The following is a 17,460-nucleotide window of genomic DNA, read 5'->3' as shown; positions in this document are numbered from 1 at the left end:
GTAACCGACGTGCCGATGACGGACCACTCTTCGGCACTGTCAGCTCACACGCGGCTACTTACCACTGTGTCGCCACAGACCTGTTGCTCACAGCTGGTCGGCGTCCCACCACCACCGCGTTCTCCCACCCGGAAGTTACTCTCTTCCGGTCACTCTGGCGGTGAGCCGACAAGCGGTCGCTCAGGGGCCGCCAGCGTGTTCTGGACCAACGTCCGGGTTCCCCGCCGGAGCCGCTCTGAAGCGGCTTGGCTGGAGATACCGAGTTCGGCGGCGAGGTCCGAGAGAGAGGACTCCCGCGGGACGGTGAAGTAGCCACGATTGAGCGCGAGCAACAGCACTTCTCTCTGTGGGTCCGTCACGCCGAACTGCGGGGAGGCTTCCGTGTCGTCAGTGATGGTCTGAATGTCGATGGTGATATCACTGGACACGAGCGCGTCACGGAACGACAGCACCGAACTCTTCTCGGGGAACCGGGCCCGGAAGACCCAGTCTTCGCCGGTCTGTGCGGCGCCGAGCAGGAACCCGTCCGCGTTCAACAACGCTTCTCCGATCGTGTCGATTGTCGTATCAGTCGTATGTAGGATGTACCAGTGACCATCTCCTTCTGCCGCTACGTGGGCATAGTCGGTGATACTCTCGTCCTGGGCCAGATTCGCTTCAATGGCGGGCCGCTCAACGGGGCCAATCCAGGCGACGGCACGACAGTCGCCGCTCTCGCAGTGCAGTCGCTGTATCCGTATCGCTGCTTTACTCAGCGTTTCAGCTGTTCGCTGCAAGAGGGGGGCGTCGATGTGAAATTCTACTATCATGTCTCACTGTCACGCAGCAACGATGATAAACCCCGGTCAGACAGTTGTCGTACCTGAAAACGGTGCTTGTGTAATTTCCGGGTACTGAAGGCTGACGGCGGTATGGACCGGGGTATAGTCGATTCAAGCACCAATGGATAGCACTCGGGAAATCCACTTAAATTCACAGCATGGCCTACCATGTCTCAACCATCAGCACCCTTTTGACTGCGAACGAGTACTAGTACACTATCCGCTCTGCCGACGCCTGCTGACACCATGTGTCGACGGTTCCACACAAGGCGCTGCGGTCGGACTTGACATGACTGACTCATCCCGCGGTCAATCGGAGACGGTCGGCATCGTGTTACTGACGGCTGTTATCGTCGTGCTGGTCTCGGTGCTGGGTGCCGGTGTTCTCTCGTCCGGACCACAATCGACCGCGGAGCCGCTGGTGGACCTCGACATAGATATCACGAGCACTACCGTCTCGATCACACACAACGGCGGTGACACTGTCGACGGCAGGTCATTCGACGTTATCATCCGAAACGAAACTGCGAGTCAGCGCTATGAGTCAGCCGTCACCGGCCCGTTCGAACCGACCGATACCGTGCGACTGTCTCATTCCTACACCGGCACCGTCACCGTCCTCGCCGTTGCTGTCGACAGCAGTACGGTCCTCGGTCGGGAGAGCCGGACGGTGGCTACTGATCCGACGCCGACCACAGACACCGCGACGCCGACTCCGGAGACTGAGACACCGGCTACGGAGACTGCGACGCCAGCTCCGGAGCCACCGGCTATCGATTCGGCGACACTCCCCGGAACACCGATAGATGACACAGAAGCTAACAACAACGTCGAACGCACGCTGACGCTGACTTTCGATACGGAGATGGACCGGACTATCGCGCCGAGCATCGAACTCGACGGCGTCACCGAAAGCTCGGCGACAGTAGTGACCGCGGACGGGACCTGGACGACGGCGAAAACGTACGAGGTCCCGATCCGCTTCGCCGACAACGACGTGGACAAGACTATCGACGTGACGGTATCGGAAGCGCAAGACGCCGACGGAACCGAAATGTCGCCACAGACTGCCCTATCCTTCGTGCTCGACAGTCGCTCGCCAGGCGACGTGAACAACGTCGTTGTCGAACCCGACGCCATCACCCAGGCGAACCAGAACGCCGTCGACGTGACTATCACAAACCCGGATTCGCTGGACGGTGACGAGACGGCACGCGTCACACTGACCGACCAGACCGGGACTGACATCACGCGGTCGGCGACTATCGACCCGGCGACTGACGAGACGACGCTGACGTTCGACACGAGTTCACTCGCCGACGGGACAGTCACGCCAACGGCGGTCGTCGAAGACGACGTGGGGAACCGCGGCGATTCAGTCACAAACGACCAGACGCCGAAGGACACGACCGCTCCGGCGGTCGATTCCTTCACCGCGACCGAGACCGGCAGCCGAACGTTCACTGTGACACTCGAAGCGACAGAGCAGACCTCGATTCAAGCGAGTGACGTGACACTGGGCGTGTCCGGACCCGGCACTGTCGAAAACGTCGAGCAGTTGAACCTCGACAACAGCGGCTCGTCGTTTACCTACAGAGTCAAGTACACCGTGAGCCAGCCCGGCGAATACACGGTCACGCTGTCGGAGCTGACGGACGCGTACGGTAACGACGGCGCGACCGGCCAGACCGCGACCGTGGCGCTGGGCGACGCGGCTGACTTTGTCAGGTACACCGGCGACGCAGAGACGTTCGGTGGTGACGGCTCTGGTGTCGCGCTGTCCATTGAAAACACGGCTTCGACGGCAGTCAGCGTCAGGAACGTCACTGTCAGTACGGACGCTGCCAGCACGCTGTTCGAGAGCGGGTCCGGTAGCACCCGGACTGACCACGAAATCCGTGTCGTCGGCGCATCGACGGGGGTCTGGGACACGAACAAGGAACGCAACGCCGGGAAAGACGGCTACCAGATCGGGAGCACGGCGGTGCTATCTGACGCCGCAATGGTTTCCGGAAATTCGACGGCTGAGGTCACAATGTATGAATTCCTGACCTCAGGAAAGGGTAACTCCGGGAAGCCCGTCGACATGGCCGGGGACGAAATCACGGTTACGCTCGGATTCAGCGACGGGAGCGAACTCACGTTCACTGTGACGCCGTAAGCGGCCCGTCGCAACTACAGGTTCTCGCCCTGATACGACCCCTCGTACGTCCCCTCGTGAGCGGCGTCGGCGAGCACGAGCTGTGCGATCCGCGCGCCCTGTTCGAGTTCTATCGGGTGGTGGACTTCAAGCAAGCCCTCGCCCCGCCCCTCGTAGCCGGCGTCCCAGACGGCTGTATCGAGCATGCAGGAGTTGCGAAGCAACGACGACCGGGGAAGGAGAAAACCGATGTGTCCATCTGGAATGACAACGCGGTCGGCGTACTCGACGATGTACCCGCCACGGTCGAGCTGATAGACACCGTCGCTGGGTTCGACTTCCCGTCGGTCACCGACGGTCTTGCCGTCGCGCTCAATGCGCCCCGGTTCGACCTGTTCGTAGATTGCCCCGAGCGTGAGGTCGACGCCGTTCGGTTGCACTTGTGGTTCTCTCAGGTCGCCGAGGGCATCGGCGACGAATCGCCCACTTTTGAACATACCCGGTTCTGTGCGAGTATCGTGGAAAGGCCTGCCGGTCTGGCCAACCGCTGTTCTGTCTCGTTGACTCGCTTCCGAGTGACGGACGGCACGGGTTTTTATATGAAAAATACGACGGAATACGCGGGATTTATACCGCCGCGCCATCCATTGACGCACGTTATGGGACAGACGCTTACGGAAAAAATTCTCGACGACCATCTCGTCGAAGGGGAACTTACACCCGGAGAAGAGATAGGGATCGAGATCGACCAGGTGCTGACACAGGACACGACCGGGACGCTCGTCTGGCTGCAGTTCGAAGCGCTGGGCCTCGAAGAGGTACAGACGGAGCTGGCCGCACAGTACTGTGACCATCAGACCTATCAGTTTGACTTTAAGAATACCGACGACCACCGCTTCCTCCGTTCTGCGGCGGGTACGTTCGGGGCACACTTCTCGCGCCCCGGCAACGGTATCTGTCACAACGTCCACAAGGAGAACTTCGCCGCACCCGGCAAGACGATGCTCGGGTCCGACTCGCACACGCCGACGCCCGGCGGCCTCGGCGAACTCGCCATCGGGTCCGGTGGCCTCGACGTCGCCGTCGCGATGGGTGGCGGCGCGTACTACATCGAGATGCCGGAAGTCGTCAACGTCCGCCTCGAAGGCGAACTGCCCGACTGGGCAACCGCCAAGGACGTCATCTTGGAGCTGCTCCGCCGGCTTTCGGTCAAGGGCGGCGTCGGCAAGGTGCTGGAATACACCGGGCCTGGCGTCGAGACGCTGACCGTCCCCGAGCGGACGACTATCACCAACATGGGGACCGAGCTCGGTGCCACCTCCTCGATCTTCCCGACGGACGACCAGACCAAGGACTACCTCGAACGCCTCGGCCGCGAGGACGTCTTCGAGGACATCGGCCCCGACGAGGACGCCGAGTACGCCGACGAAATCGTCGTCGACCTCTCGGACCTCGAACCGCTCATCGCCGAGCCGTCGATGCCTGACAACGTCGTGCCCGTCTCCGAGGTCGAGGGCGTCGACGTCGAGCAGGTCATGATCGGCTCCTGTACGAACGGTGCCTACGAGGACATCCTCCCGGCCGCGAAGATGCTGGAAGGGCGCAACATCGACAAGAAGACCGAGATGATCGTCGCCCCCGGATCCAAGCAGGCCTCCGAGATGCTGGCCCGCGAGGGCTGGACCGCGGAGATGATGGCCGCTGGCGTCAACTTCTCCGAGGCGACGTGTGGTGCCTGTATCGGCATCGGGCACGTCCCGGCCTCAGATTCAGTCTCGCTGCGGACGTTCAACCGCAACTTCGAAGGTCGCTCGGGTATCGAGGACGACAACGTCTACCTCTGTTCGCCGGAAGTCGCCACCGCGGCGGCCATCAAAGGCGAAATCGTCGACCCGCGGGACCTCGCCGACGAACTCGGCGACCTCGAGGCACCCGGGCTGGAGATGCCCGACCAGTACATCGGCAACTCCGAATCGGACCTCATCGCGCCGGAGAACGCCGTCGACGACGAACTCATCAAGGGCCCGAACATCGGCGACGTGCCGCTGAAGGACCCGCTGGAGACCGAAGTCGGTGGTGAAGCCCTCCTCAAGATGGAGGACAACATCACGACGGACCACATCATCCCGGCCACGCAGGACATCCTGATGTACCGGTCGAACGTCCCGAAGCTCTCCGAGTTCACGCTCTCGCGCGTCGACGACACGTTCGCGGAGCGCGCACTCGAAGCTGACGGCGGCGTGCTCGTCGCTGGCGAGAACTACGGTCAGGGCTCCTCGCGTGAACACGCGGCCCTGTGCCCGATGTACCTGGGTATCGAGACCGTCCTCGCACAGAGCTTCGCCCGCATCCACAAGGCGAACCTGTTCAACTTCGGTATCGTCCCGCTCACCATCGACGAGGAGACCTACGAGAAAATCGAGGAAGGCGACGACATCGAGATCGTCGACGACGCGGCCGAGGCCGTCAAATCCGGCCAGACGGAGTTCACCATCCGCGTGAACGACGACTGGGAAGCAACCGGTCAGCTCGACGCCTCCGAGCGTGAACGCGAGATCCTCGCCGCCGGTGGCAAACTCTCGCACACGAAGCAGCAACACGACGAAGGCGGCGCTGCACCCGCAGACGACTAGAGCGAGGTTTTGCAGAAACCTCGTATTGGGAACGGGACCGCAGGTCCTGCGAGCAGAGCGATTCCGAGCGTAGCGAGGAATCCTTTCGAAGTCGAACAGCGCTTCGCGCCGTGAGACAGCAGATCGCTTTTCGAGCAGTGAAGCCACAAACAGCGCGGCATCCGCTCCGGTCGAGCGACACATTCCTCGGTCTATCGGGAAACACACGCACAGAGAGATGTGGTTCGGGTACCGGCACAGGACGACCGGTTAGCGACAGCGCGAGACTGTCTTTTTCGTTCTCCATACTCGTAGCCGACGCTGTTTCACGGGAATGAGTGTCCCGGTTACGGCATAGCGGTCCCCAAGACAGACCCAGGTGGCGATGGAAAAGTTTGGAAAGAGGGGTGGGGGTGGGGGTGGTGGCACCCAAATGGGTGCATGCATAGATACACTCGTCAGAGTAAAGAACCTTCCGCATTTCTAACCATGGCAGGGTCGTATCGATGCATGAATTATCAGTACCTATCGACAAACAGTCAGAACTCGGGTATCTTCGGTCGGCGGTAACACATATGTAGGTCCACACCGAAATGCGTACGTGACAACGGTCGCTCCAGACGGGCCGGAGACGCCGGGTACCCCGGCGGTTCGGCGCGCTGTCCGTGCGGACCTCATCGAGGTCCACCGCGTCGAGCAGGCGTCGTTTCCACAGCCGTGGCCGTTTTCTGCACTGGAGAGCTATCTCGGCGAACCGGGGTTTCTCGTCGCCGAAACCGGCAACGACGATGGCGACCCGCCCGCCGTCGCGGGCTACGTCATCGCGGACACGGTGCCGAACCACGGTACCCCGCTCGGCCACATCAAGGACCTCGCGGTTCGGCCAGCGTACCGTCGGCAGGGGGTTGCGAGCGCGCTGTTGACGCGCGCACTCGAGGTTATCGGCGAGACGGGGGCCGGCTCAGTCAAGCTGGAGGTCCGGGCCGACAATGACGGCGCACGAAAGCTGTACCGGCGGTTCGGGTTCGAGCACCGCAAGACTATTCCGAACTACTACAGCAACGGCGAAGATGCGCTTGTGATGGTCCGACTATTATGACTGTGTCGGCTACGTCTGGCATTGTCTGAGCGCTGTGGTCGCACTCCCGTCGTCTACTGCCGGACGCCCCTTCGCAGCCAGTCCTCTCGCAGTACCCACCGCTCCGAGACCCCGACTGCATATACGGCTCCGCGTCCACGGTTCGCACACTGATGGGATACGCCTGTCCAGTGTGTGACGACCCGCAAGCCGACGACGTGCATCTGGCGAATCATCTCGCGTTTACGGCGATGACCGGCGGCGACGACCACGAAGCGTGGCTCGACGAGCGCGTCCCCGACTGGGGCCAGCTCGGTGAGGACGAACTGTCCACCGAGGTCGTCGAGTACGCCGAGGAGACGGAGTTCCCACAGGTGTTTGAAGACACCGTCGACCGCAGCGACGGGGGCCACAGCCATGAACACGACCACGGCCACACCGACCTGCCGCAGGGGGCGGACCGCCACCGTGGGTCGAACGCGCTCAGCGACCACGACAGCGAGGTGCTGGCCGAGGCGCGCGACCTGACGCGGGAGATGCTACGCGAGAGCGATGGCGACGCCACCGACGGCGATACGTCGGTCGACGGCGACGACACTGCCACGAACGAAGACGAAACCGAATAGTCCCGCCGGCGGCAAGGGGACGTATGGACACTGAGGGGCAGTTCGCGCCGGCATCGGCAGCCGAGGCCAGTGAGCGCTACGACGCGTTCGGGCCGACGGCGCAGGTGGTCGTCAAGGAAGTCGCGAAGGCGATGGGTCTCGACCCGGAGACCTACGAGGAGCGGGTCACCAGTGAGGTCATTGAGACCGCCCGCGACGTACTGTTCGCAGAGTCGCTCGCAGTTCAGGTCGGTTCGATGGCGGAGTTCGAGGAGTGGCGCGAAGACACGGACTGTGAGGTGACGCTGGTCGGCGCGGAGAACGTCGACCACGTCGCCTGGCACGCCGCCCAGTTCGCAGAGCAGGCCGTCGCGGCGACGTTTCAAGATGAACGCCGGGCCGCCGTCGGGACGCTCCGTCGGCAGGCCTTCGGCCGCATCTACCGCGAGGTCGTCTGATGCGTCCGGTCACACGGAACACATTGCTCGGAATCATCGCCGTCGTTGTGCTGTTGCTGGCGCTGGGTGCGCTCCCGGGCCTCCTCAAGAGCGGCGACCCGTACTACACTGTCGCTACGCCGAGCGACGGCGAGTACAGCGTCGACAACGGCACTGCCATCAACTGGAGCACCCAGTCCGAGCGACGCTTCCCGTACACGAGCGCGGCGCTGGCCGAGGCATCCGCGTCGGCGGCCGGGCAGTCCGAGCCGTACTGGCGCGGCCCGTTCGGACTCAAGGGCGCGTTCACCCACTCGCCCTTTGACGAACGCGACGCCTTGCGACAGCAGTACGACGGGGCTGTGACCGACGACGGCGTCGTCGTCCGGCACAACGGCACGTTTTACCACGTCGCGGTCCGACAGGACGTATGACCCGCGAGTCGGCCCACGAGTGGCCCATCGTCGAGAGCAAACGTGAGTACGAGACCGGCTGGTACACCGGCGGCTACGACCGAGTTCGCCAGCCCGACGGGTCCGAGAAAGACTACTACTGGGCTGAACTGCCCGACGCGGCCGTCGTGGTGGCCACGACCGGCGATGAACTCGTCATGGTCGACCAGTACCGCCCGACCATCCGCGAGCAGTGTCTCGAACTCCCCGCCGGCATCGTCGAGGACGACGAGTCCTACACGACTGCGGGCGCGCGCGAACTCCGTGAGGAAACTGGGTTCGAAGCCGCCGGCGTCTCACTCATCGAGGAGTTCTCGTGTTCGACCGGCGTGCTCCGGCACCGCCGCGGCATCGTCTTCGCTGAGGGACTGGAACCGGTCGACCGGGAACTCGACGAGAACGAATTCCTTTCAGTGACGACCGTTCCCATCGACGAAGCGCTGCAGGTCGCCCGCCGCGAACCGGCCAACGACGCAACCATCGAAGGCATCCTGCTGGCACAGGCCGACGGTTTGCTGTAGCCGGTGAAGGTTTAGGCATCGCCCGCTAGCGGCTGGGTATGGACGGCGAAATCGACGCCGACGAGCTCCGGTCGAAACTCGACGAAGAGACGGTCCGGGTGGTCGATATCCGCTCGCCCGGCGCGTTCGAGCGAGGCCACATTCCCGGAAGCGAGAACGTCCCGTTCCCGTCGCTCGTTGACGAAGTCGAACGGTTCGAAGGCGACGACGAGGTCGTGACAGTCTGTCCGAAGGGGAAGTCTAGCGTCCAGGCTGCCCGGCTTATCGCGTCGTATGAAGGCTTTGATGGCGATGTTGTAAGTTTTGAACCGGGCCTGAACGGCTGGGACGGGCCGCTGGAACGTGCAACCGCTGACGGGGAGGCGACGGCAGACACTGCGGCTGTTGACGGAGATCCCGACGAAGGCCCTGCTGCACCGTTTTAGCTGTTGTTCGGGGTGAAATGGTGGCTCAGGAATAGTGCATCGTCACAAGGGGCTCAGCGGGGGTAACATCTCGTCATCGCCACCAGCAGGTCGTAGTCTCCCACTCGGGAAAAGTGCATCCGTTGCGGACGGCGTGAGTCGACGGACTGCCGGCACCTGTTGCTGGCAGCGAAGTGTCGCGCTGATCGTAGCGGACCACTGCCGACTTCACCGGTAGGGATACGGTCGTCTATATAGCGAACATATAAAATACCTATACGACGAGAGCAAACACTCCGGCTGAGTGTTCCGTGTCTAACACCGAGACAAGCCAGCCGCGAACCGAGCAGGCGCTCGCTGTCGTTCAACGAGAAATCGACTGTGTCGAGGCTGAACTGACGGCGTTCCGGCGCTTTCGGACCCAGCTTGTATCTATCGAGCCGCCGGCACGAGCCGCAGGCACTGTCGACACATCTGGGGGAGGGATGTCGGCGCTCAGTGCCCGGCAGCCGAAACCCGATACGAACCTGCGTGCCGTCAGGGAAGCCTACCGAGAGACGGTTATGGCTGTGCCACATTTCGAAGCCGAGTACGATGACTCGCTGGAAGCCAACATGTCGATGGAGTTCGGCCCGGAACTCGGCACGCAGATCGCCACGGGAACGCGCCTGACTCCACAATTGTACGAGGCGCTGCTAACCGCAAGTGAGAGAGCACGCGACGAGCGCGAGACGCTGCTCCCGGCGCTCGAACGCGAGCGGGAGTCGTTACAGTCAGTGCGAGCAACGCTTGACAACTGTGAACGCCGCGGGGCCGCACTCGGTGCGAACGCACGCAGAACGACTGACCCGGCCCGACTCGACAGCATCGACAATCAGCTCGCCGAGATCGAAAGCGAGTGCGAGGCAGTGGCAGCGACCCGCCAGCAACAGCTTCACGGTCGGTCGACCGCCGCTCTCTCCGGTGTCGACGGAACCAGTCTCGTTCGGTATCTCTACGACGACTGTCCGGTGACGTGTCCGGCACTCGCTGACACCGTCGCGTGCCTCGAAACGCTCAGGCGGCATCGTCGCCACTGCATCGTTTCGACACGCTAAGGCCGCAGGGTGGCTGCGCCTGATTTGTATACTGTCGAGTGGTCAGGATTGTGGCCGCGGTGCGGCTTTCTGGAGCGCGCTCTCGGCGATGTTGCCGCCGTAGTCGGCGGTCCGGGACAGTGAGTCGACGACGAGCCCGAGCACCTGCGCGCTCTGTGGGTCGAACTCGCGGATCTGGCCGTCGACTTCGCGAGCGGTCTCGTCGACGTCAGGGATCTGACTCCGGGCCTCGTTTGCCAGTTCGACGGCCTCGTCGGAGTCTTCGGTCAACAGTGCGTCCATCGCTGTTTCGGGGACGGCAATGGCTTCGGTTTCCAGCTGATCGAGCAGGTCGGCGGTTTCGCCAGTTATCTCCCCAATCTCTTGGGAGAGGCTAGCGATCTTGGTCGCGTGGTCAGCGATACGCTCTAATTGGCGGGCGCTGGACTGGAAGTCGAAGACGGTCTCGCGCGGGAAGCCGATCTCGTTAGCCGCCGTCGGGTTCCGGAGGACGGTTCGGAACACGCGCGAAACCATGTACCAGAGCCGGTCCACGTCGTCGTCGCGTTGCATCACGTCCGCTGCGAGGTTGTCGTCGTCCTCGATGAGCGCCTCGACAGCATCGGAGAGCATCGTCAACGAGACCAGTCGCATTCGTGTGATCGCGTTGTGGACCGACAGTTCCGATGAATCGAGCAGGTCCTGCAGGACGACCCGGTCCGTCGTCTCCTCGATCATCTCCAGACCGACCAGTCCCTGGGTCGCATCGCGGATGATGCGTCGCTGCTCGGCCGTGATCCGGGTCGCTTCGAGTTGGATGATGTCGAAGCCGCTGACGTACATCGTCATTACCGCCCGCGTGAGTTCGTGCCTGTTTTCGAGCCCTTCCACGTCGAGACTCCCTTCTACGCGGCCGTTGTCCCGCTGCGGAGCGAGCAACAGTAGGTCCCGTTCAGCGTGGAATTCGACGACGCTGCCAGCGCTCACGTCGTTCTCTGTTGCCCACTCTTTGGGGAGGGAGACGGTGTACGTCGACCCGCCTGTCACCTGGACCTTGCGTGTCTCCATGTGACTGGCACTCGTTCACGGGATGGTATAAATCCACTCATATCTATATACTGTATCGGAGCTCTAATATTTGAGGACATATTGTCCGGCTACACGCCGATGATACGACGATATTCGCCGGTATAGGTAATTCAAACCGGTGAAAATGCTATATCTAGCGGCTCATCAGTATCGGTCATATTCGGGGCTCTGACGGCATGATAGCGGCATATTCGCTGCTATATGTCTACCTGTTTGTGAGTTTTTGCCATACCATATCTATATAGTAATACACCAATAGATATAGCTATCTTAGCAGGTTACTTATTACCTGTCCCGCTGGGTTCTGGTGATGGCGCACGATCCAGACGGGCTGTCAGACCTCGTATCGCGGCGGAAATTCATCGCAACAACGGGTGCGACCAGTATCGCTGCAATCGCCGGCTGTTCCAGCGGCAGCGACGGATCCGATTCCGACGGAAGCTCCGGCGGGAGCGCGGACACCGAGGCGGCGTCGACGGAGATGGACTCGGCGGAGACGGAAGCGACCGAAAGCTCCAGCCAGGAGAGCGTCGGCCCGCTCGAATCGGGCGGCTCCTCGACGGTGTACCCCATCGCCAACACGGCGGCGTCCTACTGGAACGCCAACCGCCCGGCCAGCGACAGCGAGTACTGGCCCCACGGCGAGTACGACATCGACACGGACCAGAACCTCGCCGATTACTGGGCCGGCCTCTACGGCTTCGAAGCCGGCGGCGAGGAGGGGCCGCCGTTCCAGTTCACCGTCGGCCTCTCCCACTCCGGGACCGGCGTCGAGAAGGTCATGAACGGCCAGAACGACATCGGTAATTCCTCCGGGAACGTCGAGGACGAACTCCCGGACCGTGACTCCTACGAGCAGTTCGTCGACCACGTCGTCGGGGTCGACGGCCAGCCGCTCGTGGTCTCCCAGGAAATCGCCGACGCCGGCGTCGAGAAGATTACCGGGGACCAGCTCAAAGCCCTCTACAAAGGTGAACTCACCAACTGGAGCGAACTCGGCGGTCCGGACCGCGAGATTCAGGTCCTCGGCCGTGTCAAAGGCTCGGGTACCCGGACCTCTTTCGTCTCCAACGTCTTCGGCAACCCCGAGGAGGACACCTCTGTCGCCAACCGCTACGGCCAGAACCAGCGCCTCGCACAGGCCATCGCACAGGCCGACAACGCCATCAGCTACCTCGCGCTGGCGTTCATCGACACCGACGGCCTGGCCCCCGTCGCCCTGGAGTGGGAAGGGACGACCTACAGCTATCAGGACGACCAGAACGGTCTGGACTCGAAGGCCTATCCCCTCTCGCGTGACCTCCACATGTACACGTGGGAAGGCACCTCGAAGAAGGAAGCCGCGGTCATCAACATGATCCTGTCCGACTTCGGTCAGGACACCTTCGTCGCGCCGAACAACTACTTCAAGCTCGGTGCGCGCCGTCAGGAAGAACAGCGCGCCAAGCTCCCCGACCAGGTGTAACCGGCCGGACGCAGTCTGACGATTTCGACCGTCTCGGTCGATTTTCAATAATATGACAGAAGACATACCAACGACGGAGAGTGAGTCGGTGTCGGGCGGGGGCAGAATCGACGGCGCAGCGCTTGCGGTCGGCGCGATAGCGACGACGCTGGCGGCGACGATTCTCGTGTTCCTGTTTCGGCCGGCGATAGCGCTGCCGATGCTACTCGCGTTCGTGTTCGTCACGGCGGTCGGGTGGGTCACCTATCAGGCCGAGGTTGCACGCCTGCTCACGCTGGTCGCGACGATTTTGACGGTGCTGACCGTCGCGTTTATTACGTTCTTCCTGTTCGCGAGCGCATTACCAGCGTTTCTCGAACACGGGCTTGGACTGCTACTGATTCCAGAACAGGGCGGGTCGGCTCGCTGGTTCTTCTGGCTCGACGCCGTCCTGCCGTCGGATTCGACGTACTGGAACCCACTCAGCGGGGCGTACTCGCTGATCCCGATGATCTGGGCGACGGTAGTCGTCACTCTCATCGCGGGCGCAGTCGCCGGCCCGCTGGGTCTGTTCGGCGCGCTATTTATCGCCGAGGTCGCCAGCGACCGCCTGCGGGAACTCATCAAGCCCGGCGTGGAGATTCTGGCTGGCATCCCCTCCATCGTCTACGGATTCATCGGTTTCCAGGTACTCAACGGCTTCATCCAGACGAACTTCCTCGACGACGGGGCAAGCTTCCTCATCGCCGGGGTTGTCGTTGGCGTGATGGCGCTGCCGACGGTCGTCTCCGTCGGCGAGGACGCCCTCTCCAGCGTCCCGCAGTCGATGGGTGACGGCTCCGTCGCGATGGGCGCGACCGAGTGGCAGACGATGAAGAGCATCTCCATCCCGGCGGCCTTCTCGGGCATCTCCGCAGCCGTCATCCTCGGGCTGGGCCGGGCTATCGGCGAGACGATGGCCGTCGCCGCCATCATGGCCTCGGGGACACAGTTCGCCGACCCGCTGTTCGATATCTTCGACGCCAACGCGACGCTGACGAGCCTGATTGCGACCCAGTACGGCAGCGCCTCGGAGAGCACCGTCGACGTGCTGTTCGTCGCCGGTGTCATGCTGTTCGTCATCGTCGCCGGCATGAGCATCGTCTCGCAGTACATCGAGCGACGTATGCAACGGAAACTGAAGGGGCAACAATGAGTGACGCTTACGCGACAACGGATCAGCTCGTCAGTGCGGATTCGAACATTTACGACCGCGGACTCGATGCGGCGATAGCGCTCAGCGTCGTCGGCTTCACGCTCGGGCTCGTCACGCTCGTGAACCTCGTCCCGCCCGGGACCAGCGGCAGTGCCCTCACCACGGCCCTCGGAACGCTGCTGGCCGTCGTCGTCGGAGCCGTCGGCATCACTGGCCTTGCCTCTTTCCTCAACGTCGTCCCGGTCACTTCACAGCGAGTCCGCGGCATCGGGCTGGGCCTCGTTATCTCGACGGTGGCGCTGACTGCTCTTGCCGCGACCCTTCCGGTGACGATGGCGACACTGCTGGGCACCGTGTTGCTAGTCGAGGCACTGGCGATCACTGCCGCCGGTGTCTCCTCCCGGCTCGAACTCGTGGACACGGAACCGAACATGAGTGCCGGCCTGCTCTCTGGCGGCGCGCTCGGCGCGCTCGGCCTCGCAATGGGGGCCGTCGTCGGGGGTTCCCTTGCCGGATTCGGCTCGCTCCTGTGGCTTGTCACCGCCGCCGTCGCCGGCGTCGGCCTGTTCCTGCTGGCGATCCTCCCTCGTGAGGACCTTGGTTCGACGCTCCCGACGGCTATCGTCGTCGGCGCACTCGGGCTGACAATCGTGACCGGAACCATCGGCGTGGGCTGGCAGTGGAGCCCGCAGACGCTCTCCGGTGGCTTCACCGGCGGCGCGGTCATCCCCGTGTTCCTCCTGGTCGGGACGCTGCTGTCGGCTTGGTCGGCCGCGAAGTGCCGCGCCGGGTTCGGTGCCCGGGGACGCGAGTACGGGGCCTTCCTCGTCATCAACCTCAACGCCTTCCTGATGGTGGCTGTGATGGCGACAATCGTCGTGTTCGTGACCATCAAGGGCATCGGCTACGCCGTCCACGGACTGTCGATCGGTGCGCTGACGGCACTGGTCCTCCTGTCGCCAGCTCTTCTGGCTACAATCCAGTTCGCTCGTTCGCCTGCGGGCACGACTGACTGGAACACTGGCGCGCGACAGCTATTCCGGATCCTCCCACTGGCGGCGGTTGGTTCGCTCGCTGCGGTGTTTGCGAGCGTGCTCGTCACCGGCACCCCGCTGCGGTACGCCTACACCTACACTGTCCAGGTCAACCGACAGGGACGTGCGCTCGATACAGCGCTCGCAGTGACGCCCAGCACGACGGTCGGGACGCTGCTGCTTGTCCTCCCGGCACTATTGCTCGCGGTCACGTTCTTCCGGTCGTTCGGCTCGCTCCGCAACGTCGGGACCCAGTCTGACCGAGCCGGCTCGATCCGACAGGCCGTCCCGACGGCAGTTCTCGCGATGGTCGTCCTCATCGGCTTTTTCCTCGCCTTCGGCCCGACTCCGTTCGGCCTCCCACTCAACGAGACGGTTGCATTCGCCGCTGTCGTCGCCGGATCGGTCGCCGCGGGCGGTCTCGCAGTCTCCCCACTCGTCGGCGTGCTCGCAAGCGACGGGCCGACGCTGGCGGAGAGCGCACAGCGGGAGGCCCCGCTGTTCACGCTGGGGGTGTTCGGCGGACTCGGGCTGTTGCTGGCGACGCTGCTGCTCCAGCCAGTTGCCGGCATCAATCCGCGAGTTGGTCCGGTAAATCTCGTGCCTGCGGTCGCGCTCGGGGCCGCTGTGGCCTCGCTCGCGCTGGCGACGCTCACCACGGCTGCAAAGCGGTCCAGCGAAGAGACGATTACCCGCCGCCTGCTGACTGAGGAGACGCGACTCGGCCTCGTCGGTGCGGCCGGCTTCACCGCGCTAGTGGGCCTGCACGTAGCCGCTACCGGTACATCGTTCAACGTTCTCGGCGTCTCCATTGCCAACGAGGGGAGCCTCTCGTGGCCGATGGTGATGCAGGCCTACATTCCGCTGGGAGCCGAGCCCGGCGGTATCGTGCCTGCGATCATCGGCACGGTGTGGCTGGTGATCGGCGCAACGCTGTTCGCCGTCCCGCTGGGTGTTGGTGCGGCAGTGTTCCTCACCGAGTACGCCGAGCAGGGCCGATTCACTTCGGTGGTCGAAATCGCGACAAACGCGCTGTGGTCCACGCCGAGCATCGTCTTCGGTCTGTTCGGAGCAGCATTCCTGATTCCCCGGCTTGGCGGCGACGAGTCGCTGCTTGCCGGGATGCTGGTGCTTGGCTTCATGCTCCTGCCGCTGGTGCTCATCACCTCGCGGGAGTCAATCAAGTCGGTCCCCGACGAGTACCGCGACGCCAGCGCGGCACTGGGTGTGACCCAGTGGGAGACCATCAAAAGCGTCGTCCTTCCGGCGGCGATGCCGGGCGTCATCACCGGCGTCATCCTCGGCGTCGGCCGCATCGCTGGCGAGACTGCCCCGCTCATCCTTGTCCTCGGCTCGACGCTGAACGCGACGGCCGCCGTCGACGTCATCGACGGCTTCCGCTTCGTCTCGGGGCCACCGTTCATCGTCAATGACGCCTTGCTTTCGGCCTCGGCGTCGCTGCCGACGCAGGTGTGGGCCGTCATCGCGGCCGGGGTGTCGGGGTCGCCACAGATGGGATGGGCAACAGCGTTTATTCTGCTGATCGTCGTGCTGACGTTCTACGCAGTCGGTATCACGGCGCGGACATACTTCCGGAGGAAACTCAACTATGAGTGATAGCATCAACACGGAGCCGAGCACGGACACGCAAACGAACAGCGGACAGACAGTCGACACCACCTCGCCAAGCGCCGAGACGACGGCCGGCGAGAGCGACGAGCGGATCCGCGAGGCGTGGCGGCAGTACGACTTCGACGGCAAATCGAAGCTCTCGGTCGAGAACCTCGACGTGTGGTACGGTGATGACCACGCGCTGAAGGATGTCTCGATGGAGATCCCCGAGAACAGCGTCACGGCGCTTATCGGGCCATCCGGCTGTGGCAAGTCGACGTACCTTCGCTGTCTCAACCGCATGAACGACCGCATCAAGGCCGCCCGCATCGACGGCTCGGTCGAACTCGAAGGGACCGAGATCTACGACCCCAACGCCAACCTCGTCGAACTGCGCAAGCGTATCGGGATGGTCTTTCAGTCGCCCAACCCCTTCCCGAAGTCCATTCGGGAGAACATCTCGTATGGCCCGCGCAAGCACGGCGACATCAACAAGGGCCTGCTCGCGCGCCTGTTCGGTCGCGACGACACCGAGGCAGAGGCTGAACTCGTCGAGCGCTCGCTGAAGCAGGCCGCGCTGTGGGACGAGGTTAGCGACCGACTGGACGACAACGCGCTCGGCCTCTCGGGCGGGCAACAACAGCGCCTCTGTATCGCGCGCTGTCTGGCCGTTGACCCCGAGGTCATCCTGATGGACGAGCCGGCCTCGGCGCTGGACCCCATCGCCACCTCGAAAATCGAGGACCTCGTCGAGGAGCTGTCGAAGGACTACACGGTCGTCATCGTCACCCACAACATGCAGCAGGCGGCCCGCATTTCCGACCAGACGGCCGTGTTCCTCACCGGCGGCGAACTCGTCGAGTACGACGACACCGACAAGATATTCGAGAACCCCGAGAGCCAGCGCGTCGAGGACTACATCACCGGCAAGTTCGGGTGAC

The 17,460-nt window shown here is 63.2% G+C and carries 16 protein-coding genes; 13 read left to right on the top strand and 3 right to left on the bottom strand.

What is annotated here, in order from left to right; translation table 11 throughout:
* Positions 1–149 precede the first annotated feature (149 nt).
* A complete protein-coding gene (locus BVU17_12800) occupies positions 150–809 on the bottom strand; it encodes a DNA-binding protein (protein AUG48360.1) in 660 nt (219 codons plus the stop codon).
* A 301-nt stretch (positions 810–1,110) separates the two neighbouring features.
* Here BVU17_12800 and BVU17_12795 point away from each other — a divergent pair, with 301 nt between their 5' ends.
* A complete protein-coding gene (locus tag BVU17_12795) occupies positions 1,111–2,982 on the top strand; it encodes a hypothetical protein (GenBank protein ID AUG48359.1) in 1,872 nt (623 codons plus the stop codon).
* A gap of 14 nt (positions 2,983–2,996) precedes the next feature.
* Here BVU17_12795 and BVU17_12790 read toward each other — a convergent pair whose 3' ends face one another.
* On the bottom strand, positions 2,997–3,605 hold the full coding sequence (locus tag BVU17_12790; protein ID AUG48358.1) for a deoxyuridine 5'-triphosphate nucleotidohydrolase: 609 nt from the start codon (positions 3,603–3,605) through the stop codon (positions 2,997–2,999).
* 15 nt (positions 3,606–3,620) lie between these two features.
* On the opposite strand from BVU17_12790, the gene BVU17_12785 reads away from it, so the two are divergent.
* The 8 genes from BVU17_12785 to BVU17_12750 all read left to right on the top strand — a co-directional run bounded on the left by BVU17_12785 (position 3,621) and on the right by BVU17_12750 (position 10,167).
* A complete protein-coding gene (locus BVU17_12785; GenBank protein AUG48357.1) occupies positions 3,621–5,594 on the top strand; it encodes an aconitate hydratase in 1,974 nt (657 codons plus the stop codon).
* A gap of 580 nt (positions 5,595–6,174) precedes the next feature.
* The gene (locus tag BVU17_12780) at positions 6,175–6,672 is read left to right on the top strand and encodes a ribosomal-protein-alanine N-acetyltransferase (GenBank protein AUG48356.1); all 498 of its coding nucleotides are present in this window, start codon (positions 6,175–6,177) and stop codon (positions 6,670–6,672) included.
* Between the two features lie 152 nt (positions 6,673–6,824).
* The gene (locus BVU17_12775) at positions 6,825–7,277 is read left to right on the top strand and encodes a hypothetical protein (protein ID AUG48355.1); all 453 of its coding nucleotides are present in this window, start codon (positions 6,825–6,827) and stop codon (positions 7,275–7,277) included.
* Between the two features lie 23 nt (positions 7,278–7,300).
* On the top strand, positions 7,301–7,714 hold the full coding sequence (locus BVU17_12770; GenBank protein AUG48354.1) for a hypothetical protein: 414 nt from the start codon (positions 7,301–7,303) through the stop codon (positions 7,712–7,714).
* Positions 7,714–8,127 carry a hypothetical protein gene (locus tag BVU17_12765; GenBank protein ID AUG48353.1) on the top strand — a complete coding sequence of 138 codons (414 nt, stop codon included), beginning with the start codon at positions 7,714–7,716 and terminating at the stop codon, positions 8,125–8,127. Before BVU17_12770 ends, BVU17_12765 begins: the two co-directional genes overlap by 1 nt.
* Complete coding sequence (locus BVU17_12760) at positions 8,124–8,666, top strand: NUDIX hydrolase (GenBank protein AUG48352.1); 543 nt, start codon at positions 8,124–8,126, stop codon at positions 8,664–8,666. The genes BVU17_12765 and BVU17_12760 overlap by 4 nt, the downstream gene beginning before the upstream one ends.
* 38 nt (positions 8,667–8,704) lie before the next feature.
* Positions 8,705–9,091 carry a rhodanese gene (locus BVU17_12755; protein ID AUG48351.1) on the top strand — a complete coding sequence of 129 codons (387 nt, stop codon included), beginning with the start codon at positions 8,705–8,707 and terminating at the stop codon, positions 9,089–9,091.
* A 290-nt stretch (positions 9,092–9,381) separates the two neighbouring features.
* A complete protein-coding gene (locus BVU17_12750) occupies positions 9,382–10,167 on the top strand; it encodes a hypothetical protein (GenBank protein ID AUG48350.1) in 786 nt (261 codons plus the stop codon).
* A gap of 42 nt (positions 10,168–10,209) precedes the next feature.
* Here the strand turns inward: BVU17_12750 and BVU17_12745 are convergent, their stop codons facing one another.
* Positions 10,210–11,214, bottom strand: a complete 1,005-nt coding sequence (locus BVU17_12745) for a histidine kinase (GenBank protein ID AUG48349.1) — start codon at positions 11,212–11,214, stop codon at positions 10,210–10,212.
* Between the two features lie 331 nt (positions 11,215–11,545).
* On the opposite strand from BVU17_12745, the gene BVU17_12740 reads away from it, so the two are divergent.
* Genes BVU17_12740 through BVU17_12725 form a run of 4 tightly spaced genes read left to right on the top strand, consistent with a single transcriptional unit; the run spans position 11,546 to position 17,459 of the window.
* Positions 11,546–12,700, top strand: coding sequence for a phosphate ABC transporter substrate-binding protein (locus BVU17_12740; protein AUG48348.1), 1,155 nt, complete (start codon positions 11,546–11,548; stop codon positions 12,698–12,700).
* A 52-nt stretch (positions 12,701–12,752) separates the two neighbouring features.
* Positions 12,753–13,874 (top strand): phosphate ABC transporter permease subunit PstC, encoded by a 1,122-nt coding sequence (locus BVU17_12735; protein AUG48347.1) that lies wholly within the window; start codon positions 12,753–12,755, stop codon positions 13,872–13,874.
* Positions 13,871–16,525, top strand: coding sequence for a phosphate ABC transporter, permease protein PstA (locus BVU17_12730; protein AUG48346.1), 2,655 nt, complete (start codon positions 13,871–13,873; stop codon positions 16,523–16,525). Before BVU17_12735 ends, BVU17_12730 begins: the two co-directional genes overlap by 4 nt.
* The gene (locus tag BVU17_12725) at positions 16,518–17,459 is read left to right on the top strand and encodes a phosphate ABC transporter ATP-binding protein (GenBank protein AUG48345.1); all 942 of its coding nucleotides are present in this window, start codon (positions 16,518–16,520) and stop codon (positions 17,457–17,459) included. The genes BVU17_12730 and BVU17_12725 overlap by 8 nt, the downstream gene beginning before the upstream one ends.
* Position 17,460 lies beyond the last annotated feature (1 nt).

It is taken from the genome of Haloarcula taiwanensis (assembly GCA_002844335.1).
GTDB classification, from domain to species: Archaea; Halobacteriota; Halobacteria; order Halobacteriales; family Haloarculaceae; genus Haloarcula; species Haloarcula taiwanensis.
Note: the sequence above shows the minus strand (reverse complement) of the source record. Positions and strands in the feature narration are given on the sequence as shown.

Bases quoted from the DNA above. Each gene is read 5' to 3' on its own strand.
- BVU17_12800 (AUG48360.1), bottom strand. From the start codon at position 809: ATGATAGTAGAATTTCACATCGACGCCCCCCTCTTGCAGCGAACAGCT.
- BVU17_12795 (AUG48359.1), top strand. From the start codon at position 1,111: ATGACTGACTCATCCCGCGGTCAATCGGAGACGGTCGGCATCGTGTTA.
- BVU17_12790 (AUG48358.1), bottom strand. From the start codon at position 3,605: ATGGCGCGGCGGTATAAATCCCGCGTATTCCGTCGTATTTTTCATATA.
- BVU17_12785 (AUG48357.1), top strand. From the start codon at position 3,621: ATGGGACAGACGCTTACGGAAAAAATTCTCGACGACCATCTCGTCGAA.
- BVU17_12775 (AUG48355.1), top strand. From the start codon at position 6,825: ATGGGATACGCCTGTCCAGTGTGTGACGACCCGCAAGCCGACGACGTG.
- BVU17_12770 (AUG48354.1), top strand. From the start codon at position 7,301: ATGGACACTGAGGGGCAGTTCGCGCCGGCATCGGCAGCCGAGGCCAGT.
- BVU17_12765 (AUG48353.1), top strand. From the start codon at position 7,714: ATGCGTCCGGTCACACGGAACACATTGCTCGGAATCATCGCCGTCGTT.
- BVU17_12760 (AUG48352.1), top strand. From the start codon at position 8,124: ATGACCCGCGAGTCGGCCCACGAGTGGCCCATCGTCGAGAGCAAACGT.
- BVU17_12755 (AUG48351.1), top strand. From the start codon at position 8,705: ATGGACGGCGAAATCGACGCCGACGAGCTCCGGTCGAAACTCGACGAA.
- BVU17_12745 (AUG48349.1), bottom strand. From the start codon at position 11,214: ATGGAGACACGCAAGGTCCAGGTGACAGGCGGGTCGACGTACACCGTC.
- BVU17_12740 (AUG48348.1), top strand. From the start codon at position 11,546: ATGGCGCACGATCCAGACGGGCTGTCAGACCTCGTATCGCGGCGGAAA.
- BVU17_12735 (AUG48347.1), top strand. From the start codon at position 12,753: ATGACAGAAGACATACCAACGACGGAGAGTGAGTCGGTGTCGGGCGGG.
- BVU17_12730 (AUG48346.1), top strand. From the start codon at position 13,871: ATGAGTGACGCTTACGCGACAACGGATCAGCTCGTCAGTGCGGATTCG.
- BVU17_12725 (AUG48345.1), top strand. From the start codon at position 16,518: ATGAGTGATAGCATCAACACGGAGCCGAGCACGGACACGCAAACGAAC.